Here is a 19,638-nt window from a genome sequence, read left to right on the forward strand (position 1 = left end):
CTGGCCGATCCACCCGTCGGACCCTCTGGAAGGCCGGCGCCGGCGGGACGAGAGTGATGTGCATCACTCAACTGCCGGGCCGCAGGCTCGGCCTTCCGAGGAGGATCCATGGGCAACGACGCCTCCCGGGACGCCGCCGAGAACACGGCGCACCCCGACTTCCGGCTGGTCCAGGCCAGCGACGACTTCCAGCGGCTGCGCGGGAGCCACCGCAGCTTCGTCTTCCCCCTCGCCGGAGCGTTCCTGCTCTGGTACTTCCTGTACGTCTTGCTCGCCGACTACGCGCACGGGCTCCTGTCGATCCCGGTCGTGGGCAACATCAACGTGGGCCTCGTGCTGGGCCTGCTCCAGTTCGTGAGCACCTTCGGCATCACGGCCTGGTACGTCCGCCGCGCCAACTCCACGCTCGACCCACAGGCCGAGGCCATCCGGGCCGAGATCGAGGGCCACGATTTCGATGCCGAACAGTCCGTCGGCGCCGGCCGCGAGGGGGGCGCACGATGAGCCTCACGGAGAGCCTGCTCAGCAGCACATGGCTCAACATGGCCATCTTCGCGGTCTTCGTGGGCGTGACGATCGTCATCGTGATCCGGGCCAGCCGCAACAACAAGACCGCCGCAGACTACTACGCGGGAGGCCGCTCCTTCACCGGCGGTCAGAACGGCACCGCGATTGCGGGCGACTACCTCTCCGCGGCCTCGTTCCTGGGCATCACGGGGGCCATCGCGGTCAACGGCTACGACGGCTTCCTCTACTCGATCGGCTTCCTCGTCGCGTGGCTCGTCGCGCTCCTGCTCGTCGCCGAGCTCCTGCGCAACACGGGCAAGTTCACCATGGCGGACGTCCTCGCGTTCAGGCTCCGCGAGCGCCCGGTGCGCATCGCCGCGGCCATCTCGACCCTGGCCGTATGCTTCTTCTACCTCCTGGCCCAGATGGCCGGCGCGGGCGCCCTCATCGCGCTCCTGCTGGGCATCTCGAGCTGGGAGGGCCAGGCGGTCGTCATCACGGTCGTCGGCGCGCTCATGATCATGTACGTGCTGCTGGGCGGCATGAAGGGCACCACGTGGGTGCAGATCATCAAGGCCGTCCTGCTCATCGCGGGCGCGTTCGCGATGACGGTGTGGGTCCTCGCCCTGCACGGGTTCAACCTCTCCGCCCTGCTCGGCAGCGCCGTCGAGACCGCCGGCGCCGGCGGCGAGAAGCTGCTCAACCCGGGCCTCGCGTACGGCAAGAGCGAGACGAGCAAGCTCGACTTCATCTCCCTGGGTCTGGCCCTCGTGCTCGGCACCGCGGCCCTGCCGCACGTGCTCATGCGCTTCTACACGGTGCCCACGTCCAAGGAGGCCCGCAAGTCGGTCGTGTGGGCGATCTGGCTCATCGGCGGCTTCTACCTGTTCACGCTCGTGCTCGGCTACGGCGCCGCGGCCCTCATCGGCGCGGACACGATCAAAGCCGCCCCCGGCGGCGTGAACTCCGCGGCCCCGCTGCTGGCGTTCGTGCTCGGCGGCCCGCTCCTGCTCGGGTTCATCTCCGCCGTCGCGTTCGCGACGATCCTCGCCGTCGTCGCCGGCCTGACGATCACCGCGGCGGCCTCGTTCGCCCACGACATCTACGCCAACGTCCTCGCCAAGGGCAAGACCACGCCCGCCTCGGAGGTCAAGGTCGCGCGGTGCACCGTCGTCGTGATCGGCATCGCGGCCATCGCGGGCGGCATCTTCGCCAACGGGCAGAACGTCGCGTTCCTCGTGGCGCTCGCGTTCGCGGTCGCGGCCTCGGCCAACCTGCCCACGATCCTCTACTCGCTCTTCTGGAGGCGGTTCACCACGAAGGGCGCCCTGTGGAGCATCTACGGCGGCCTGGGCTCGGCGATCCTGCTCATCGCCTTCTCGCCGGTCGTCTCCGGCACGAAGACCTCGATGATCCCGTCGGCGGACTTCGACTGGTTCCCGCTGAATAACCCCGGCCTCGTCTCCATCCCACTCGCCTTCGCCCTCGGCTGGCTCGGCACGGTCCTCGACAAGGGCCAGGAGTCGCCGGAGAAGCAGGCCGAGATGGAGGTCCGCTCGCTCACCGGGGTGGGCGCCGAGAAGGCCGTTTCACACTAGCTCGCACTAGCAGCGCACGACGTCGGGCGACGGCTCCCAGCGGAAGCCGCCGCCCGCCGTCGTCCGCCCGTCCCGCCGCGGCTCGCCGTCGTCGTCCGCCGGCTCGCCGCGCCGAGGCGCTCAGCGGGGCTGGATCTTCAGGGCGTCCAGGAGCAGCGGATCGCCCTCCCAGCGGTACGAGACGTCGAAGGCGCGCGAGCCGCACACGAGGTGCCCCTCGGCCTCGCCGCGCGGGCGCTGGCCCTCCTTCGCGACCGAGGCCGCGCGCGTGAACTCGGCCCGGCAGGAGCCGTCCACCTTGAGCTCCGTGAGCGCGCTCATGAGCTCGGCCTCTCCCAGGCCCTGCTTGAGCGCCGGTGTGAACTGCGCGTACGCGGCCGCCGTGCTGCCCGAGGCCAGGTCGGCGCTCATCTGCTCCGACGCCCGGCGCACGGCGGCGTCTGGGCTGAACACGACGGTCGCGAGGACGACGGCGGCCGCCACGACGAGCCCGACGGCGACCGCTCCGGCGCCGAGGCCGATCCACAGCCACCGCCGGCTCGGCCGCTCGGTGGGCTGGGGCCCGAGCCAGAGCTCCTGCTGCGTGGGCTCGCGGGGGCGCTCGATGCGCGTCTGGCTCTGGTTCGGCAGCTGGGGGAACGTCATGGCCTCGTGGTCCTCGCCTCTCGTGTCTGGCTGCTCGGCCGCCTCGTGGAGCGTCAGGCGGGCATGTGCGGCCCCCGCTCGAGCAGGGGGTCCATCCTGAATGGTATGAGGTCACCCATGGCGAGGGCGGTGTCGGTGCGCTCGACGCCGTCGCACGCCAGGATCTTGCCGTGGATCCGGAACAGGTCCTCGGCGTCGACGGCCACGACGCGCAGCAGGAGATCGGCCGTGCCGGTGAGCCCATGCCCCTCGAGGACCTCGGGGATCCTCGCGATCTCCTCGGTGATCGCGGCGAGGCGGCGCTGCTGGACATGGACCGTGATGAAGGCCAGGAGCGGGTAGCCGAGCGACGCCGGGTTGATGCGCCGGTCGAAGCCGAGGAAAGCGTGCGAGGCCTCGAGCCGCGCGAGCCGGGCCTGGACGGTGTTGCGGGAGAGGCCCAGCCTCTGGGCCAGTGCCACGACCGTGCGGCGCGGATCCTCGGCGAGGGCCCGCAGGATCCGGGCGTCGGTGGCGTCGACGGCATGCATGCTGCGCAAGGCTAGCACGGCGCAGGGCCCCAGCCTTGGGCAGGATGCGCAGCCCCGGCGCGTTCGGTTGTACCCCCTGTGCCTTATGAGTATCGTCACAGCATCCGGAAGCTGCGGCCCCCGGGCCGCCGACGACGATTGGGGCAGCGAGGCGCCGTGTCCACGTACCAGATGACCACCGGACCGGGCGGCGAGCCGGTCCAGCTGCTCACGCCCCGGGGGGAACGCCTCGCCGACGCCCGCTACGACGGCTACCTCGCCGATGTCGACGGGGACGCGGGGGCCGAGGTCCTGGAGGGCCTCTACGAGGACCTCGTGGTCGTGCGGCGCATCGACGCCGAGGCCACGGCCCTCCAGCGACAGGGCGAGCTCGCGCTCTGGCCGCCGTTCCTCGGCCAGGAGGCCGCGCAGATCGGCTCGGGCCGGGCCCTGCGCGAGGACGACTTCGTGTTCTCGAGCTACCGCGAGAACGCCGTGGCCTACTGCCGCGGCGTCGACGTCGGGGACATGATGCGCGTGTGGCGCGGCTGCGCGAACGCCGGATGGGACCCCTTCTCGGTGAACATGGCCCCGACCCAGGTCATCATCGGAGCGCAGACCCTGCACGCGACGGGCTACGCCATGGGCATCCAGTTCGACGGCGCCGACTCCGCGGCGATCACGTACTTCGGCGACGGCGCGACGAGCCAGGGCGACCTCAACGAGTCGATGGTCTTCGCAGCGAGCTTCCAGGCCCCCGTCGTGTTCTTCTGCCAGAACAACCAGTGGGCCATCTCCGAGCCCGTGGGCCTCCAGGCGCACGTTCCGGTCGCCCACCGCGCCCCCGGCTTCGGCATCCCGAGCGTGCGCGTGGACGGCAACGACGTCCTCGCGTGCCTCGCCGTCACCCGGGAGGCCCTCGAGCGGGCGCGCAGCGGCAATGGCCCCTCGTTCATCGAGGCCGTGACCTACCGCATGGGCCCGCACACGACGGCGGACGACCCGACGCGGTACCGCGACGCCAACGAGCTCGAGGACTGGCGCGAGCGCGATCCGATCTCCCGGCTCGAGGCCCACCTCGACTCGCGCGGCCTCCTCGACGAGGGGCTGCGCGGGCGAGTGCGGGCGAAGGCCGACGACGTCGCCGCCCGCCTGCGCGAGGAGACCGTGCACATGCCCGACCCGCCGGCGTCGGCTGTGTTCGAGCACGTGTACACGGGGCCGAACAGCGAGCTCGACAGGCAGAGGGACCACTACGGGCTCTACCTCGCCGGCCTCGAAGCCGGCCACGGGCACGGACATGCCGCAGCCGAGCGGGAAGGAGCCCAGTGATGGCCGAGATGACGTTCGGGAAGGCAATCAACGCCGGCCTGCGCCGGGCGCTGGAGCGCGACCCCAAGGTCGTGCTCATGGGCGAGGACATCGGCCGGCTCGGCGGCGTCTTCCGCATCACGGACGGGCTGCAGAAGGACTTCGGCCCGCACCGCGTCATTGACACCCCGCTCGCGGAGTCCGGGATCATGGGCACGGCGATCGGCATGGCCTACCGCGGCTACCGGCCGGTCGTCGAGATCCAGTTCGACGGCTTCGTCTACCCTGCCTTCGATCAGATCGTGTCCCAGGTCGCCAAGCTGCACTACCGCACGCGCGGCCACGTCAGGGTGCCCCTGACCATCCGCGTCCCCTTCGGCGGCGGGATCGGCTCCCCGGAGCACCACTCCGAGTCGCCCGAGGCGTACTTCGCGCACACGCCCGGCCTGCGCGTCGTCGCCGTCTCGAACCCGCAGGACGCCTACAGCATGATCCAGCAGGCCATCGCGTCCGACGACCCGGTCGTGTTCTTCGAGCCCAAGCGGCGCTACCACGACCGGGGTGAGGTCGACGAGGGCATCGGCCTCGAGGGCCCCGGCGGGCTGTCCATGGGCGCGGCCCGCGTCGCCGTGCCGGGGGAGGACGTGACGCTCGTCTCCTACGGACCGCTCCTCAAGACGTGCCTCGACGCCGCCGTCGCGGCCTCCGACGAGGGCGTGTCCGTCGAGGTCATCGACCTGCGCTCGCTCTCGCCCGTCGACTACCCCGTCGTCGAGGAGTCGGTGCGGCGCACCGGCCGGCTCGTGATCGCGCACGAGGCCGCCCGGTCCGGAGGCCTCGGCGCGGAGGTCGCCGCGAGCATCACCGAGCGCTGCTTCTACCACCTCGAGCACGCGCCTGTGCGCGTGACGGGTTTCGACATCCCGTACCCGTACTCGAAGATCGAGCACCACCACCTGCCGGACCTCGACCGGATCCTCGACGGCGTGGATCGCGCCCTCGGTAGGCCGAACTCCCTGAGCGGGCTCGAGGAGGGCGAATGAGCGAGACGGTGCACGCTGGAACTCCCGGCGCCCCCGCGACGGTGATTCGCGAGTTCCGCCTCCCGGACCTCGGCGAGGGCCTGACGGAGTCGGAGATCGTGGCCTGGCACGTTGCCGCGGGGGACCGAGTGACCCTCAACCAGGTCATCGCCGAGGTCGAGACCGCCAAGGCCGTCGTCGAGGTCCCGAGCCCCTACACAGGGACGGTCGTCGAGCTGCTCGCCGAGCCGGGGACGACCGTCGCCGTCGGCACGCCGATCGTCTCGTTCGAGGTCCCGGCCGACGCCGTGCGGCCGCCCTCGCGGGCGGGCTCGGCCGGCGGCGGTGCACCCGCCCCGCGGCGTGAGCCCAACCTCGTCGGCTACGGCGCCGTCGTGGAGGGCACGGGCCGCCCGGCGCGCAGGAGTCGAGCCTGGGCCGCGCCGGCCCCGGAGGCTGAGAGGGGCGAGGGGGAACCGACAACGGAACCCGCGGCAGTCGAGCCGGCCGTCGAGCCGAGCGAAGCGGCTCCCGTGGTCGAACGGGGCGAGGCGGAGTCGAGACCCCGCCCCGAGCGCCCCCGGTCGACTCCGCCGGTGCGCAAGCTCGCCAAGGACCTCGGCGTCGACCTTGTCGGCCTCACGGGCACGGGACCCGGCGGGCTCATCACGCGCGACGACGTCCTCGCCGCGCTCGGCGCCGGCGCCGGCAGAACCGAGGCGGAAGGCGAGCGGGCCGCCGAGGCGGGCCCCGCCGTCGTCCGCGCCGCCGGCGAGCGCGAGACCCGGACCCCCATCAAGGGCGTGCGCAAGCACACAGCGGCGGCGATGGTCGCGAGCGCGTTCACGGCGCCGCAGGCGTCCGAGTTCCTCACGGTCGACGTGACTCCGTCGATGGATCTGCTCGCGCGGCTGCGGGAGAGCCGGGCGTTCGCGCACCTCAAGCTCACGCCGCTCACGCTCGTGGCCAAAGCCGTGCTCATCGGGCTTGCGCGCAACCCGACGCTCAACTCGCACTGGGACGAGGGCGCGCAGGAGATCGTCCAGTACCACTACGTGAACCTCGGGATTGCTGCCGCGACGCCCCGCGGGCTCGTCGTGCCGAACGTCAAGGACGCGGACGCCATGACGCTCGCTGAGCTTGCGGAGGCGATCGCGGACCTCGCCGCCACTGCGAGGGACGGGCATACGCGCCCCGCGGACCTCTCGGGCGGGACGATCTCGATCACGAACATCGGCGTCTTCGGCATCGACGCGGGCACCCCGATCCTCCATCCGGGGGAGGCCGCGATTATCGCGGTGGGCCAGGTGCGGCGCCTGCCGTGGGAATTCGAGGGGCAGGTCGCGCTGCGGCAGGTCATGACGATCTCGCTGACCTTCGACCACCGCCTCGTCGACGGCGAACAGGCCTCGCGCTTCCTCGCGGATGTCGGCGCCATCCTTGCAGACCCTGGCATGGTCCTGACCATGGTCTGACCCCCCTCACGGGGGGGCCGTGAGGGCGGCCAGGGCCATGGACTCGAGGAGCCGCCGAGCCGTCGCCGCCGCGACGCGGCCGCCGTGCCGCCGCACCGAGTGCGGCGTCGAGTTGATGAGCCCGAACACAGCCTGGGCCCGCAGCCGCAGCGCCGGGGCACCCTCGTCCGGGTGCAGCGGCGCGAGCGCGGCCCGCCACACATCGACGTACTCGAGCTGCAGCGCCCGCACGCGCTCGCGGTCGGCGTCCGCGAGGGCGCCGAAGTCCCGGTCCTGGATCCGGATGACGTCCGGCCGGGCGAGCGCGAAGTCCACCTGGAAGGCGACGAGCGCGCCGAGCCTGGCCTCGTCGTCGTGCGCCGCCGCCGCGACCCGCCGCCCGCCCTCGAGCAGCGCCTCGCTCGCTTCGAGCAGGAGGGCGCCAAGCACGGCCTGCTTGCCCGGGAAGTGCCGGTAGATGGCCGGACCGCGCACGCCCGCCTCCGCCCCCACGTCCTCGAGGGACGCCCCCGCGAACCCCTGGGCCGCGAAGAGGCCGGCGGCCGCGTCGAGGATCGCCTGGCGGCGCGAGGCCTTCGCCTCGCTGCGCGGGCTGGATGGCTCGCTCATGTCCCTCCCGTGCTGGACATCACAGTTAATCCAGATTAACTTGGATTCCAGTTAGCTGTCATTAACTCGTCCCTGCGGGGAAGCGGGCCCGGGAGGACGCCGATGGAGACCCTGCTCAGCCGGATCGACCCCGCCGGAACGACGTTCGCCGAGAACGAGGCCGCCCAGCGCGCCCTCGCCGCCGAGCTGCGCGGGCGCCTGGCCGCCGCGGCCCTGGGCGGTCCCGAGCGCTCCCGCGAGCGGCACGTGGCCCGCGGCAAGCTCCTGCCGCGCGAGCGCATCGACGTCCTCCTCGACGAGGGCTCGCCCTTCCTCGAGATCGCGCCGCTCGCTGCCGAGGGGATGTACGACGGCGAGTGCCCGGCGGCGGGGGTCATCGCCGGGATCGGGCTCATCCACGGCCGGCACGTCCTCGTCGTCTCGAACGACGCGACGGTCAAGGGCGGCACCTACTATCCGATGACGGTCAAGAAGCACTTGCGGGCCCAGGAGATCGCGCTCGAGAACCGGCTCCCGTGCGTCTACCTCGTCGACTCCGGCGGGGCCTTCCTGCCCAAGCAGGACGAGGTGTTCCCCGACCGCGAGCACTTCGGCCGGATCTTCTACAACCAGGCCAGGCTCTCCGCGGCGAAGATCCCGCAGATCGCCGCCGTGCTCGGCTCGTGCACGGCCGGCGGCGCCTACGTGCCCGCGATGAGCGACGAGACCGTGATCGTGCGGAACCAGGGCACGATCTTCCTCGGCGGGCCCCCGCTCGTGAAGGCCGCGATCGGCGAGATCGTCACTGCGGAGGAGCTCGGCGGCGGCGACGTGCACGCCCGGATCTCCGGCGTCGCGGACCACTCGGCCGACAACGACGAGCACGCGCTCGAGGTCGTCCGCAGCATCGTCGCGACCCTCCCGCCGCCGGCCGCCCCGCCCTGGGACGTGCTGCCCGCCGTCGAGCCCAAGGCCTCCGTCCAGGAGCTCTACGGCGCCGTGCCCACGGACGTCAACGCCCCGTACGACGTCCGCGAGGTCATCGCCCGGATCGTCGACGGCAGCGCGTTCCACGAGTTCAAGCGCGAGTACGGGGCGACCCTCGTGACCGGCTTCGCCCGCATCCACGGGCACCCCGTCGGGATCGTGGCCAACAACGGCGTCCTCTTCGCCGAGTCCGCCCTCAAGGGCGCGCACTTCATCGAGCTGTGCGACCAGCGCGGCGTCCCGCTCGTGTTCCTGCAGAACATCTCCGGCTTCATGGTGGGCCGGGACTACGAGCACGGCGGCATCGCCAAGCACGGGGCCAAGATGGTCACCGCCGTCGCGACGACCCGCGTGCCCAAGCTCACGGTCGTGATCGGCGGCTCGTTCGGCGCCGGGAACTACTCGATGTGCGGCCGCGCGTACTCCCCGAGGTTCCTCTGGATGTGGCCCGCGAGCCGCATCTCGGTCATGGGCGGCAACCAGGCCGCGAGCGTCCTCGCGACCGTCCGCCGGGACGGGCTCGAGGCCGCCGGGCGGGAGTGGTCGGTCGAGGACGAGGAGGCCTTCAAGGCCCCCATCCGCGCCCAGTACGAGGAGCAGGGCAGCCCCTACTACTCGACCGCCCGGCTCTGGGACGACGGTGTGATCGACCCGGCCGACACGCGCCGCGTGCTCGGCATGGCCCTCGCCGTCGTCGCGGGCGCGCCGCTGCCCGAGACCGGTTTCGGCGTCTTCAGGATGTGATGGGCGTGAACCACCAGAGCCAGAAGGCACCGTTCGCCAAGGTCCTCGTGGCCAACCGCGGCGAGATCGCGTGCCGCGTGATCCGCACGCTGCGCCGGCTCGGCGTCGCGTCCGTCGCCGTCTACAGCGACGCCGACGCCGGCGCCAGGCACGTGCGCGAGGCCGACGAGGCCGTCCGCCTCGGCCCGGCCCCCGCCGCCCAGAGCTACCTGAGCATCCCCGCGATCGTCGCCGCCTGCCGCGCGACCGGCGCCGAGGCCGTCCACCCCGGCTACGGCTTCCTGAGTGAGAATGCCGGGCTCGCCCGGGCCCTCGCCGACGCCGGCATCGTGTTCGTGGGCCCGGGCGCCGAGGCGCTCGCTGTCATGGGGGACAAGATCCGGGCCAAGAACCACGTGGCCGGCTACGGCGTCCCGGTGGTCCCCGGCGTCGCTGAGCCGGGCCTGACCGATGCGGAGCTCGTGGCGGCGGCCGACGGCGTGGGGTACCCGCTGCTCATCAAGCCCTCCGCCGGGGGCGGCGGCAAGGGGATGCAGGTTGTCGAGTCGGCGGAGGGGCTCCCGCGGGCGCTCGCGACGGCCCGCCGCGTCGCCTCGGCGGCGTTCGGCGACGACACCCTCCTGCTCGAGCGGCTCATCCGCGCCCCGCGGCACATCGAGGTCCAGGTCCTCGCGGACGCACAGGGCGACACGGTCCACCTCGGCGAGCGCGAATGCTCGCTCCAGCGCCGCCACCAGAAAGTCATCGAGGAGGCCCCCTCGCCGCTGCTCGACGCCACGACGCGGGAGCGGATCGGCGCCGCGGCCTGCGACGCCGCACGCAGCGTCGGCTACCTGGGCGCCGGGACCGTGGAGTTCCTCGTCTCCGACGAGCACCCGGACCAGTTCTTCTTCATGGAGATGAACACGCGCCTGCAGGTCGAGCACCCGGTCACCGAGATGGTGACCGGCATCGACCTCGTCGAGCAGCAGCTCCGGGTCGCCGCCGGGGAGCCCCTCGCCCTGCGCCAGGACGCGATCCGTCTCGACGGGCACGCGATCGAGGCCCGCATCTACGCCGAGGTCCCCGCGCGCGGCTTCGTCCCCGCGACGGGCCGCGTCGAGCTCCTGCGCGAGCCGGGCTCGGCCGGGCTGCGCGGCGCGCCGCTCGCCGCGGGGAGCGGGAGGGCGGACGACGGCGGGAACGGCGGCGGTGCGGTCCACGCCGCCCCGCGCGTCCGCGTCGACAGCTCCCTCGCCGAGGGGGTCGAGATCGGCTCCGACTACGACCCCCTGCTCGCCAAGACCGTCGCCTGGGGCCGCGACCGGGCGGAGGCCCTCACCGCCCTCGACGCGGCCCTGGGCGGCACCACCGTGCTCGGTGTCGCGACCAACATCGAGTACGTGCGCCTCCTCCTCGCCGACCCTGACGTGCGCGCCGGGCGCCTCGACACGACGCTCATCGAGCGCCGGCTCGAGCATCTGGACCTCAGGGTCCCCGGCGAGGCCGAGTATGCGGCGGCCGCCCTGCTCGAGGCGCTGCCCGCCGGGGAGAGGGCGTGGGACCCTGCCGGGGGGCGGGCCGAGGGCCCCGCCTCCGGAAGCGGCCCGTGGCGGTCCGACGCGTGGCGCCTCGGGGCGCCCGCCCCGCGGCGGGTCTCGCTCGGGACGCCGGAGGGCGGCGTTGCCACGGTGACTGCCGCCATGGACCCCCCAGCCGAGGCGGGTCCCGCCGCGGCGCAGCCCGGCACTCCGGCGGCGGGCGCAGCGGCGGCGCGGACCGCCGTCGTGCGCGTCGACGCGGGCGCCGGCCCCGGCCCGGAGCGCAAGGCGAGCCTCACCGCCGCCGGGCCACACGACGTCGTGCTGGAGCTCGACGGCGAGGAGCACGCCTTCGCGTGGGCGGAGCGCACCGATCCAGCGACGGGGGAGCGGACGCTCTTCCTCGGCGAGGCCGGCTGGGCCGCGGCGCTGCCCGTGCTGGGCAGGGCGGAGCGGCTCGAGCGCGTCCGGGCCGCCGTGCACCGGCACGAGGGCGAGGCTGACCCGGACGTCCGCACCCCGATGCCGGGCACGGTCGTCTCGATCGCCGTCGAGCCCGGCCAGGCCGTCGAGGCGGGGCAGCCCCTCGTGAGCGTCGAGGCCATGAAGATGGAGCACCAGCTCGTCGCGGCGCTCGCGGGCACCGTCCAGCTGCACGTCGCCGTCGGCGGGCTCGTCAAGGCGGACCAGGTCGTCGCGACCGTCGTCCCCGCCATCAACACCCCCTGAATCACCGCACAAGACCACGAGAACGAGGAGCACCATGGTCGACTTCCAGCTCGCCGACGAGTACCGGGAGCTCAGCGACACCGTGCGCGAGTTCGCCGATGAGGTCGTCGCGCCCGTGTCCGCCAAGCACGACGAGGAGCACAGCTTCCCGTACGAGGTCATCGCGCAGATGGGGGAGATGGGCCTGTTCGGCCTGCCCTTCCCCGAGGAGCACGGCGGCATGGGCGGGGACTTCTTCGCCCTCGCCCTCGCCCTCGAGCAGCTCGGGCGCGTGGACCAGTCGGTCGCGATCACGCTCGAGGCCGCCGTCTCCCTCGGCGCCATGCCCATCTACCGCTTCGGCACCGACGAGCAGAAGGAGCGCTGGCTCCCCGTGCTCGCGGCCGGGAAGGCGCTCGCGGGCTTCGGGCTCACCGAGCCCGAGGCGGGCTCGGACGCCGGGGGGACCAAGACCACGGCGCGGCTCGACAGCGGGCACTGGGTCGTCAACGGCTCCAAGGAGTTCATCACCAACTCGGGCACGGACATCACCGCGTTCGTCACCATCACCGCCGTGACAGGGACCGAGAAGCGGCCCGACGGGACCGAGCGCAAGGAGATCTCCACGATCATCGTCCCCCGCGGGACGCCCGGCTTCCGGGCCGAGAAGGCGTACAGCAAGGTCGGCTGGAACGCCTCGGACACGCACCCGCTCTCGTTCAAGGATGCCCGCGTGCCCGAGGAGAACCTCCTCGGAACCCGCGGGCGGGGCTACGCGAACTTCCTCTCGGTCCTCGACGAGGGCCGCATCGCGATCGCGGCCCTCGGCACGGGCGCGGCGCAGGGGTGCGTGGACCTGTCGGTGAAGTACGCGAAGGAGCGGCGCGCGTTCGGCTCGGCCATCGGCACGTACCAGGGGATCCAGTTCAAGATCGCCCGCATGCAGGCACGCGCCCACACCGCCCGGCTCGCCTACTACGACGCCGCAGCGCGGATGCTCGCCGGGAAGCCGTTCAAGACGCAGGCGGCGATCGCGAAGCTCGTCGCCGGCGAGGCCGCGATGGACAACGCCCGGGACGCGACCCAGGTGTTCGGCGGCTACGGGTTCATCAACGAGTCCACGGTCGCGCGGCATTACCGCGACTCGAAGATCCTCGAGATCGGCGAGGGCACCACGGAGGTCCAGCTCATGCTCATCGCGCGTGAGCTGGGGCTCTGAAGCAAGCTCTAGCCAAACCGGCGGCGCGTGTATTGGATGGGGTGAGCGGGATCCCGGCCGAGGGCGGCGGGGACGTCAACGAGGTCAAGGAGGGGCTGTGATCGACAAAGTGGTGGCCAGCGCCGAGCAGGCGGTGGCGGACATCGGCGACGGCGCGTCGCTCGCGGTCGGCGGCTTCGGGCTGTGCGGGATCCCGGTGGCGCTCATCGACGCCCTGCACCGCCAGGGCACGCGGGACCTGACGACGATCAGCAACAACTGCGGCGTCGACGACTGGGGCCTGGGCATTCTGCTCGCCGACGGGCGGATCCGCCGCACCATCAGCTCCTACGTGGGGGAGAACAAGGAGTTCGCCCGGCAGTTCCTCGCCGGCGAGCTCGAGGTGGTCCTGACCCCGCAGGGCACCCTCGCCGAGAAGCTGCGCGCCGGCGGCGCGGGCATCCCCGCCTTCTTCACCGCGGCGGGCGTGGGCACGCTCGTCGCCGAGGGCGGGCTGCCGCAGAAGTACGACGCCGAGGGCAACGTCGTGCTCGCCTCCTCGCCGAAGGAGGTGCGCACCTTCAAGGGCGCCGACTACGTCCTCGAGGAGTCCCTCACGCCGGACTTCGCGCTCGTGCATGCCCAGAAGGGCGACATGCACGGCAACCTCGTCTTCCACGCGACCGCGATGAACTTCAACCCGCTGTGCGCGATGGCCGGGCGGGTCACGATCGCCGAGGTCGAGGAACTCGTCGAGCCGGGCGGGCTCGACCCCGAGCACGTGCACCTGCCGGGGATCTTCGTCCAGCGCGTCGTGCACGTCCCGCCGGGCAGCCCGCACTCGGAGAAGCGCATCGAGAAGAGGACTGTGGCAGCTACCGAGGAGGCTTCCTGATGCCGTGGACCCGCCACGAGCTCGCCGCGCGCGTCGCCCGCGAGCTCAGGAACGGAGAGTACGTCAACCTCGGGATCGGCATGCCGACCCTCATCCCCAACTACATCCCCGCCGGCGTCGAGGTCGTCCTGCACTCGGAGAACGGGATCCTCGGGACGGGGCGGTACCCGCGCGAGGAGGAGGTGGACCCGGACCTCATCAACGCGGGCAAGGAGACCGTGACCGTGAACAAGGGGGCGGCGTTCTTCGACTCGTCGACGTCCTTCGGGATGGTCCGGGGCGGGCACGTGGACGTCGCCGTGCTCGGGGCGATGGAGGTCTCGGCCAACGGGGACCTCGCGAACTGGATGATCCCGGGCAAGATGGTCAAGGGCATGGGCGGCGCCATGGACCTCGTCTTCGGGGCCAAGCGGCTCATCGTCATGATGGAGCACACCGACCGGAACGGGAACCCGAAGATCCTGCCCGAGTGCACGCTCCCGCTCACGGGGCGCGGGTGCGTGGACCGGATCGTGACCGACCTGGGCGTCATCGACGTCGTGCGCGAGGGCGTGGGGGCGGGCATGGAGCCGGCCGGGGGGCCGGTGCTCGTGCTGCGCGAGCTCGCCCCCGGGGTGACCGAGGCCGACGTCGTGGCCGCGACCGCCGCCGAGCTCGAGGTGGAGATCCGTGACCACGAACCGTGAGCCGGCGGCCCGCCCGGAGGCGCCGGGGCCGGTGCCCGACGGCGGCGAGGAGCCGCGCGTCGTCGTCCAGCGCGGGCTCTACTTCGACGAGCTCGAGGAGGGCGTGGTCTACGCCCACCGGCCCGGCCGGACGCTGACGGAGGCGGACAACGTCCTGTTCACGACCCTGACCATGAACACCCAGGCGCTCCACCTCGACGCGGCATGGAGCGCGGGGCAGCCGTTCGGGCAGCGGCTCGTGAACTCGATGCTCACGCTGTCCACGATGGTTGGCCAGTCCGTCGCCCAGCTCACGCAGGGCACGATCGTCGCGCAGCTCGGGCTCACCGACGTCTCCTTCCCGCACCCGCTCTTCCACGGGGACACGCTCTACACCGAGACAGCCGTGACGGAGAAGCGCCTCTCGTCCTCGCGCCCCGGGCAGGGGATCGTGACCATGGAGCACACGGGCCGCAACCAGGACGGGACCGTCGTCGCCCGGGCCAGGCGCAGCTGCCTCATGTGGACCCGCGAGGCCCATAGGGTGGGGGCATGAACACCCACCCCCTCGCGGACGGCTTCAGCCTCGGCCCCGCCCTCCTGTTCTGCCCCGCCGACCGCCCCGAGCGCTTCGCCAAGGCGGCCGAGCGCGCGGACGCCGTCATCCTCGACCTCGAGGACGCCGTCGCCCCGGACGCGAAGGCCGCCGCCCGCCGGAACCTCGCGGAGGTGCCCCTCGACCCCGAGCGGACGATCGTGCGCGTCAACGCCGCGGGCCCGGGCTCCTCGGGGGTGCACTTCGAGGCGGACCTCGAGGCCCTCGAGGCCACGCCATACCGGACGGTCATGCTCGCCAAGGCCGAGTCGCCGGAGCAGCTCGCGCTCCTGCGCGCCTACGGCGTCATCGCGCTGTGCGAGACGGCGGCCGGGATCCTGGCCGCGCCGGCGATCGCCGCCGAGCCGAACACGGTCGCGCTCATGTGGGGCGCCGAGGACCTCGTCGCGTCCCTGGGCGGGACGTCGAGCCGGGCGGACGACGGCGCCTACCGGGCCGTCGCGCTGCACGCCCGCTCGAGCGTGCTGCTGGCCGCGGGGGCCTACGGCAAGGCCGCTGTGGACGCGGTGTACACGGACATCCCCGACCTCGAGGGGCTGGCCGCCGAGTCCGCGGACGCCGTGGCGTCCGGCTTCGCCGCCAAGGCGTGCATCCACCCGAGCCAGGTCTCCGCCGTGCGGGACGCGTACCGCCCCTCGGAGCGCGCCGTCGCCGACGCACGCGAGCTCCTCGCCGCCGCCGAGGCGGCCGGAACGGGCGTGTTCCAGCACCGCGGCAAGATGATCGACGGCCCCATCCTGCGCCACGCCGAGGCGGTCCTGCGCCGCGCGGGCGCCTAGGCGACCCCCGCAACGCAGGGAGGTGACCCCGCAACGCAGGGAGGTGACCCCGCAACGCAGGGAGGTGACCCCGCGTCGGGTGCTGAAGGATGCGGGGTCAGGTCCCTAGGATGCGGGGTCACCCGAAGAGACCGGCTTAGGATGCTCGGGTGTTCGCCGTCGTCCTGATCGCCGTCGTCGTCGGGGCCATGGCGCAGCGCGTCGCCGGGCTGGGCTTCGGCCTCATGGTCTCGCCCGTGCTCGTTGTCCTCCTCGGCCCGCTCGACGGCGTGATGGTCGTCAACGCGTGCGGCGCCGCGTCCTCGGCCCTCATCCTCTCGCGCGTGTGGCGGCACGTGGACTGGCCCCGCTACGTCGGGCTCATCGTCCCCGGGCTGGCCGGCATCGCCCTCGGCGCGCTCATCGCGAGCCGCGTGCCCGCCGCCCCGCTCGAGATCGGGATCGGGCTGACCCTCGTCGCCGGGCTCGCGCTGTCCCAGCTCGCCGCGCGCTCCAGCCGGCGCTTCGAGGGGCTCGGGGTCATGGCCGCGAGCGGCTTTGCGTCCGGCCTCATGAACGCCGCCGCGGCGGTCGGCGGACCCGCCGTGACCGCCTACGCCGTGCTCAGCAGCTGGGACCAGCGCCGCTTCAGCGCCACCCTCCAGCCGTTCTTCATCACCACGGGCACGACGTCTCTGCTCGCCAAGGTCATCGCGACTGGCGGGCACACGCCGGCCCTCGAGCCGTGGCAGTGGGCAGCGGTGCTCGCGTGCATGCTCGCGGGGATCGCGGCGGGCGAGCTCCTGGCGCGCCGGCTCGCGGGCACGACCGTGCGCCTCGCCGTCGTCGTGATCGCCTACGCCGGCGCGGTGCTCGCGATTGCCAACGGCATCGCGAGGCTGTGAGCCCCCGGGGGCCTGCGACCGCCGTTGCCAGCTTTCCACAGGCTTTCTGCGGTTTACTGGGGGCATGCAGACTCCCGGCGCCGAGCAGCGCCTCGATTCCCCGCGCTCTGTCATCCTCCTGGGCTCCACCGGCAGCATTGGCACCCAGGCGATCGACGTCGTCGACCGCGCCCCGCACCGCTTCCGCGTCACGGCGCTCGCGGCCGGCGGGGGCAACATCGCCGCGATCGCGCGCCAGGCCGTGCACACGCGCGCCGAGGCCGTGGGCATCGCGGCCGGGAGCGTCGACGAGCTGCGCACCGAGATCGAGGATGCCGCCGAGCGGCAGGGCGTCGGCGGCTACGAGCCCGAGCTGTTCTCCGGCCCCGACGCCGCCACGCGCATTGCCGCGTGGGACGGCGGGAGCGGCCCGGCCGACGTTGTGCTCAATGGCATCACGGGCAGCATCGGCCTCGCCCCGACCCTCGCCGCCCTGCGCTCCGGGGCGACGCTCGCGCTGGCCAACAAGGAGAGCCTCATCGTCGGCGGCGCGCTGGTGACCGGCGCGGCGGCGCCGGGGCAGATCGTCCCCGTCGACTCCGAGCACTCCGCGATCGCCCAATGCCTGCGCTCGGGCCGGGCCGGCGAGGTCGAGAAGCTCATCCTCACCGCCTCCGGCGGGCCCTTCCGCGGCCGCACGCGCGGGGAGCTGGCCCACGTGACCCCCGCCGAGGCGCTCAACCACCCCACGTGGGACATGGGCAAGGTCGTCACGACCAATTCCGCGACGCTCGTGAACAAGGGCCTCGAGCTCATCGAGGCCCACTTGCTGTTCGGCGTGCCGCTCGAGGCGATCGACGTCGTCGTCCACCCGCAGTCTGTCGTGCACTCGATGGTGCAGTTCACGGACGGCTCGATCATCGCCCAGGCCTCCCCGCCGGACATGCGCCTTCCCATCGCGCTCGGCCTCGGCTGGCCGGACCGCGTCCCGCACGCCGCGGCCCCCTGCGACTTCACCCAGGCGGCGTCCTGGGCCTTCGAGCCGCTCGACGGCGAGGCGTTCCCCGCCGTCGCACTCGCGCGCGACGCCGCGAGGCGGGGCGGCACCTTCCCCGCCGTGTTCAACGCCGCCAACGAGGAGGCCGTCGAGGCCTTCCACGCCGGCGCGATCGGCTTCCTCGACATCGTCGACACGGTCGAGGCGGTGCTCTCCGAGCACGACGGCTCCCCGGAACTCACGGTGGAATCCGTCCTCGAGGCCGAGGAGTGGGCACGGAAGCGGGCCCACGACCGTTTGGACTCTGGGAGGTAGGAGCACTCGTGAACCCCGTCGTCCTGTTCATCCTCGGCGTCGTGTTCGTCGCGATCGGCATCGCGGCATCCATCGCGCTGCATGAGATCGGCCACCTGCTGCCGGCCAAGCTGTTCAAGGTCCGCGTGACCCGGTACATGATCGGCTTCGGCCCCACACTGTGGTCGAGGACGCGCGGCGAGACCGAGTACGGCGTCAAGGCCCTGCCCCTCGGCGGCTACGTCGCCATGGTCGGCATGTTCCCGCCGAACGTCCGGGACGGCTCCGTGCGCGCCTCCAGCACCGGGATGTTCCAGGGGCTCGCCGAGGCGGCGCGGGACCAGGCGCACGAGGAGGTCCGGCCCGAGGACCACGGGCGGCTCTTCTACCAGCTGCCCGTCTGGAAGAAGGTCGTCGTCATGCTCGGCGGCCCGGCCATGAACATCGTGCTCGGCGTGCTCCTGATGGCCGTCACGCTCATGGGCTTCGGCACGCCGCAGCCCACTCTCCAGCTCGCGAACGTCTCCGCGTGCATGGTCGTCGAGGGCAGCGAGGAGACCCCCGACCCGGCCACGTGCACGCCGACGCCGGCCGCGGCGGCCGGGTTCAAGCCGGGGGACACCGTCGTCGCGTTCGACGGCCGCGAGGTCACGGGCTGGGACCAGCTCACGTCCTGGATCCGTGCGTCGGCGGGCCGCGAGGTGCCGGTGACGCTGCTGCGCGACGGCGCCGAGGTCCACACCTCGGTGGCGCCGGTGCTCAGCGCCCGGCCCGTCGTCGGCCCCGACGGCCGGCCGGTGACGAAGCCGGACGGCACCTATGAGACCACCGAGGTCGGCTTCCTCGGCATCGGCCCCCGGCAGGCCCTCGCGCCCGAGCCCGCCTCCGCCGTGCTGCCCCAGGTGGGGGAGAACATCGTCCAGGTCACCGGCGTCGTGCTCAACCTGCCCGCCCGCCTCGTCGCGGTCGGCGAGGCCGCCTTCAGCACGGCCGAGCGGGACCCGAACGGCCCGCTCAGCGTCGTCGGCGTCGGGCGCGTGGCCGGCGAGGTCGCGGCGCTCGAGGAGGTGCCGCTCGAGGCCCGTGTCGGGACCCTCTTCGGCATCCTCGCCGGAGTGAATCTCGCCCTGGCCGTGTTCAACCTCATCCCGCTCCTGCCGCTCGATGGCGGGCACGTCGCGGGCGCGCTCTACGAGGGCGCACGACGGCGGGTGGCGGCGTGGCTGAAGCGGCCGGATCCGGGGCCCTTCGACATCGCGCGGCTCCTGCCGCTCACGTACGCGGTCGCGAGCGTCCTGATCCTCATGAGCGTGCTGCTCATCTACGCGGACATCGTCAAACCGGTGAAGCTGTTCGGGTGAGCGGGGGATAGGCTGGACCCATGACTGTCTTCGCCGTCGAATACCGCTACGCGACCGGGGTTCCTGACCGCCTCGACGAGGTCCGCCCCGCGCACCGTGCCTGGCTCCGGGAGCGCGCCGAGGAGGGCCTCCTGCTCGCGAGCGGCCCCTACGAGGGCGGCGCCAGCGCACTCCTGATCTTCCGGGCCGAGGACCGCGCCGCGCTCGATGCCCTCCTGGCCAAGGACCCGTTCGCGCAGGCCGGCCTCATCGCCGAGACGGGCGCGACCGTGTGGAACCCCATCATCGGCCTCCTCGCCGAGGCCGCCGCCGCCTGAGGCCATCCGCCTCACCCCCGCCCCCGCCAGCCGTACCCC

19 protein-coding genes are annotated in these 19,638 nt (G+C 72.8%); 16 read left to right on the forward strand and 3 right to left on the reverse strand.

Going from position 1 to position 19,638, the window contains the following annotated elements; genetic code table 11:
• Positions 1-108: 108 nt before the first annotated feature.
• Together BV907_RS07740 and BV907_RS07745 are read left to right on the forward strand one after the other, a co-directional pair.
• Positions 109-504: a DUF485 domain-containing protein gene (locus BV907_RS07740; protein ID WP_077489151.1), complete on the forward strand. Its 396-nt coding sequence runs from the start codon at positions 109-111 to the stop codon at positions 502-504.
• Complete coding sequence (locus tag BV907_RS07745) at positions 501-2,105, forward strand: solute symporter family protein (RefSeq protein ID WP_077489152.1); 1,605 nt, start codon at positions 501-503, stop codon at positions 2,103-2,105. The genes BV907_RS07740 and BV907_RS07745 overlap by 4 nt, the downstream gene beginning before the upstream one ends.
• Before the next feature lie 120 nt (positions 2,106-2,225).
• On the opposite strand, the gene BV907_RS07750 is transcribed toward BV907_RS07745, so the two are convergent.
• Entirely contained in the window at positions 2,226-2,750 is a 525-nt protein-coding gene (locus BV907_RS07750) for a hypothetical protein (RefSeq protein WP_077489153.1), read from the reverse strand.
• A gap of 53 nt (positions 2,751-2,803) precedes the next feature.
• Complete coding sequence (locus BV907_RS07755) at positions 2,804-3,280, reverse strand: Lrp/AsnC family transcriptional regulator (RefSeq protein ID WP_077489154.1); 477 nt, start codon at positions 3,278-3,280, stop codon at positions 2,804-2,806.
• A 171-nt stretch (positions 3,281-3,451) separates the two neighbouring features.
• Here BV907_RS07755 and pdhA point away from each other — a divergent pair, with 171 nt between their 5' ends.
• The 3 genes from pdhA to BV907_RS07770 are packed head-to-tail and all read left to right on the forward strand — an operon-like array spanning position 3,452 to position 7,067.
• On the forward strand, positions 3,452-4,591 hold the full coding sequence (gene pdhA / locus BV907_RS07760; RefSeq protein ID WP_077489262.1) for a pyruvate dehydrogenase (acetyl-transferring) E1 component subunit alpha: 1,140 nt from the start codon (positions 3,452-3,454) through the stop codon (positions 4,589-4,591).
• Positions 4,591-5,613 carry an alpha-ketoacid dehydrogenase subunit beta gene (locus tag BV907_RS07765; protein ID WP_077489155.1) on the forward strand — a complete coding sequence of 341 codons (1,023 nt, stop codon included), beginning with the start codon at positions 4,591-4,593 and terminating at the stop codon, positions 5,611-5,613. The genes pdhA and BV907_RS07765 overlap by 1 nt, the downstream gene beginning before the upstream one ends.
• Entirely contained in the window at positions 5,610-7,067 is a 1,458-nt protein-coding gene (locus BV907_RS07770) for a dihydrolipoamide acetyltransferase family protein (protein WP_245827847.1), read from the forward strand. Before BV907_RS07765 ends, BV907_RS07770 begins: the two co-directional genes overlap by 4 nt.
• A 6-nt stretch (positions 7,068-7,073) precedes the next feature.
• Here the strand turns inward: BV907_RS07770 and BV907_RS07775 are convergent, their stop codons facing one another.
• Positions 7,074-7,676, reverse strand: coding sequence for a TetR/AcrR family transcriptional regulator (locus tag BV907_RS07775; RefSeq protein ID WP_077489156.1), 603 nt, complete (start codon positions 7,674-7,676; stop codon positions 7,074-7,076).
• 102 nt (positions 7,677-7,778) lie between these two features.
• Between BV907_RS07775 and BV907_RS07780 the strand changes: the two genes are divergently transcribed.
• From BV907_RS07780 to BV907_RS07830, 11 genes are all read left to right on the forward strand, one after another.
• Positions 7,779-9,386 carry a carboxyl transferase domain-containing protein gene (locus tag BV907_RS07780; RefSeq protein WP_077489157.1) on the forward strand — a complete coding sequence of 536 codons (1,608 nt, stop codon included), beginning with the start codon at positions 7,779-7,781 and terminating at the stop codon, positions 9,384-9,386.
• The gene (locus tag BV907_RS07785) at positions 9,386-11,635 is read left to right on the forward strand and encodes an acetyl/propionyl/methylcrotonyl-CoA carboxylase subunit alpha (RefSeq protein WP_077489158.1); all 2,250 of its coding nucleotides are present in this window, start codon (positions 9,386-9,388) and stop codon (positions 11,633-11,635) included. The genes BV907_RS07780 and BV907_RS07785 overlap by 1 nt, the downstream gene beginning before the upstream one ends.
• Positions 11,636-11,669: 34 nt before the next feature.
• Entirely contained in the window at positions 11,670-12,833 is a 1,164-nt protein-coding gene (locus tag BV907_RS07790) for an acyl-CoA dehydrogenase family protein (protein ID WP_077489159.1), read from the forward strand.
• A gap of 97 nt (positions 12,834-12,930) precedes the next feature.
• Entirely contained in the window at positions 12,931-13,707 is a 777-nt protein-coding gene (locus tag BV907_RS07795; RefSeq protein WP_077489160.1) for a CoA transferase subunit A, read from the forward strand.
• Complete coding sequence (locus BV907_RS07800) at positions 13,707-14,393, forward strand: 3-oxoacid CoA-transferase subunit B (RefSeq protein WP_077489161.1); 687 nt, start codon at positions 13,707-13,709, stop codon at positions 14,391-14,393. The genes BV907_RS07795 and BV907_RS07800 overlap by 1 nt, the downstream gene beginning before the upstream one ends.
• A 31-nt stretch (positions 14,394-14,424) precedes the next feature.
• On the forward strand, positions 14,425-14,928 hold the full coding sequence (locus BV907_RS07805; protein ID WP_077489264.1) for a MaoC family dehydratase: 504 nt from the start codon (positions 14,425-14,427) through the stop codon (positions 14,926-14,928).
• On the forward strand, positions 14,925-15,767 hold the full coding sequence (locus tag BV907_RS07810) for an HpcH/HpaI aldolase/citrate lyase family protein (protein ID WP_077489162.1): 843 nt from the start codon (positions 14,925-14,927) through the stop codon (positions 15,765-15,767). Before BV907_RS07805 ends, BV907_RS07810 begins: the two co-directional genes overlap by 4 nt.
• A gap of 149 nt (positions 15,768-15,916) precedes the next feature.
• A complete protein-coding gene (locus BV907_RS07815) occupies positions 15,917-16,651 on the forward strand; it encodes a sulfite exporter TauE/SafE family protein (protein WP_077489163.1) in 735 nt (244 codons plus the stop codon).
• 64 nt (positions 16,652-16,715) lie between these two features.
• Entirely contained in the window at positions 16,716-17,942 is a 1,227-nt protein-coding gene (gene dxr, locus BV907_RS07820) for a 1-deoxy-D-xylulose-5-phosphate reductoisomerase (RefSeq protein WP_077489164.1), read from the forward strand.
• A gap of 8 nt (positions 17,943-17,950) precedes the next feature.
• A complete protein-coding gene (locus BV907_RS07825; RefSeq protein ID WP_077489165.1) occupies positions 17,951-19,282 on the forward strand; it encodes a M50 family metallopeptidase in 1,332 nt (443 codons plus the stop codon).
• 20 nt (positions 19,283-19,302) lie between these two features.
• The gene (locus BV907_RS07830) at positions 19,303-19,599 is read left to right on the forward strand and encodes a YciI family protein (protein ID WP_077489166.1); all 297 of its coding nucleotides are present in this window, start codon (positions 19,303-19,305) and stop codon (positions 19,597-19,599) included.
• Positions 19,600-19,638 lie beyond the last annotated feature (39 nt).

The organism is Sinomonas mesophila (assembly GCF_001999765.1).
Classification (GTDB): domain Bacteria; phylum Actinomycetota; class Actinomycetes; order Actinomycetales; family Micrococcaceae; genus Sinomonas; species Sinomonas mesophila.

What these genes read in the sequence shown, in the direction of transcription:
- BV907_RS07745 (WP_077489152.1), top strand. Translation starts at nt 501, where the DNA reads ATGAGCCTCACGGAGAGCCTGCTCAGCAGCACATGGCTCAACATGGCC.
- BV907_RS07740 (WP_077489151.1), top strand. Translation starts at nt 109, where the DNA reads ATGGGCAACGACGCCTCCCGGGACGCCGCCGAGAACACGGCGCACCCC.
- pdhA (WP_077489262.1), top strand. Translation starts at nt 3,452, where the DNA reads ATGACCACCGGACCGGGCGGCGAGCCGGTCCAGCTGCTCACGCCCCGG.
- BV907_RS07830 (WP_077489166.1), top strand. Translation starts at nt 19,303, where the DNA reads ATGACTGTCTTCGCCGTCGAATACCGCTACGCGACCGGGGTTCCTGAC.
- BV907_RS07770 (WP_245827847.1), top strand. Translation starts at nt 5,610, where the DNA reads ATGAGCGAGACGGTGCACGCTGGAACTCCCGGCGCCCCCGCGACGGTG.
- BV907_RS07785 (WP_077489158.1), top strand. Translation starts at nt 9,386, where the DNA reads ATGGGCGTGAACCACCAGAGCCAGAAGGCACCGTTCGCCAAGGTCCTC.
- BV907_RS07810 (WP_077489162.1), top strand. Translation starts at nt 14,925, where the DNA reads ATGAACACCCACCCCCTCGCGGACGGCTTCAGCCTCGGCCCCGCCCTC.
- BV907_RS07800 (WP_077489161.1), top strand. Translation starts at nt 13,707, where the DNA reads ATGCCGTGGACCCGCCACGAGCTCGCCGCGCGCGTCGCCCGCGAGCTC.
- BV907_RS07790 (WP_077489159.1), top strand. Translation starts at nt 11,670, where the DNA reads ATGGTCGACTTCCAGCTCGCCGACGAGTACCGGGAGCTCAGCGACACC.
- BV907_RS07755 (WP_077489154.1), bottom strand. Translation starts at nt 3,280, where the DNA reads ATGCATGCCGTCGACGCCACCGACGCCCGGATCCTGCGGGCCCTCGCC.
- BV907_RS07765 (WP_077489155.1), top strand. Translation starts at nt 4,591, where the DNA reads ATGGCCGAGATGACGTTCGGGAAGGCAATCAACGCCGGCCTGCGCCGG.
- BV907_RS07750 (WP_077489153.1), bottom strand. Translation starts at nt 2,750, where the DNA reads ATGACGTTCCCCCAGCTGCCGAACCAGAGCCAGACGCGCATCGAGCGC.
- BV907_RS07775 (WP_077489156.1), bottom strand. Translation starts at nt 7,676, where the DNA reads ATGAGCGAGCCATCCAGCCCGCGCAGCGAGGCGAAGGCCTCGCGCCGC.
- dxr (WP_077489164.1), top strand. Translation starts at nt 16,716, where the DNA reads ATGCAGACTCCCGGCGCCGAGCAGCGCCTCGATTCCCCGCGCTCTGTC.
- BV907_RS07780 (WP_077489157.1), top strand. Translation starts at nt 7,779, where the DNA reads ATGGAGACCCTGCTCAGCCGGATCGACCCCGCCGGAACGACGTTCGCC.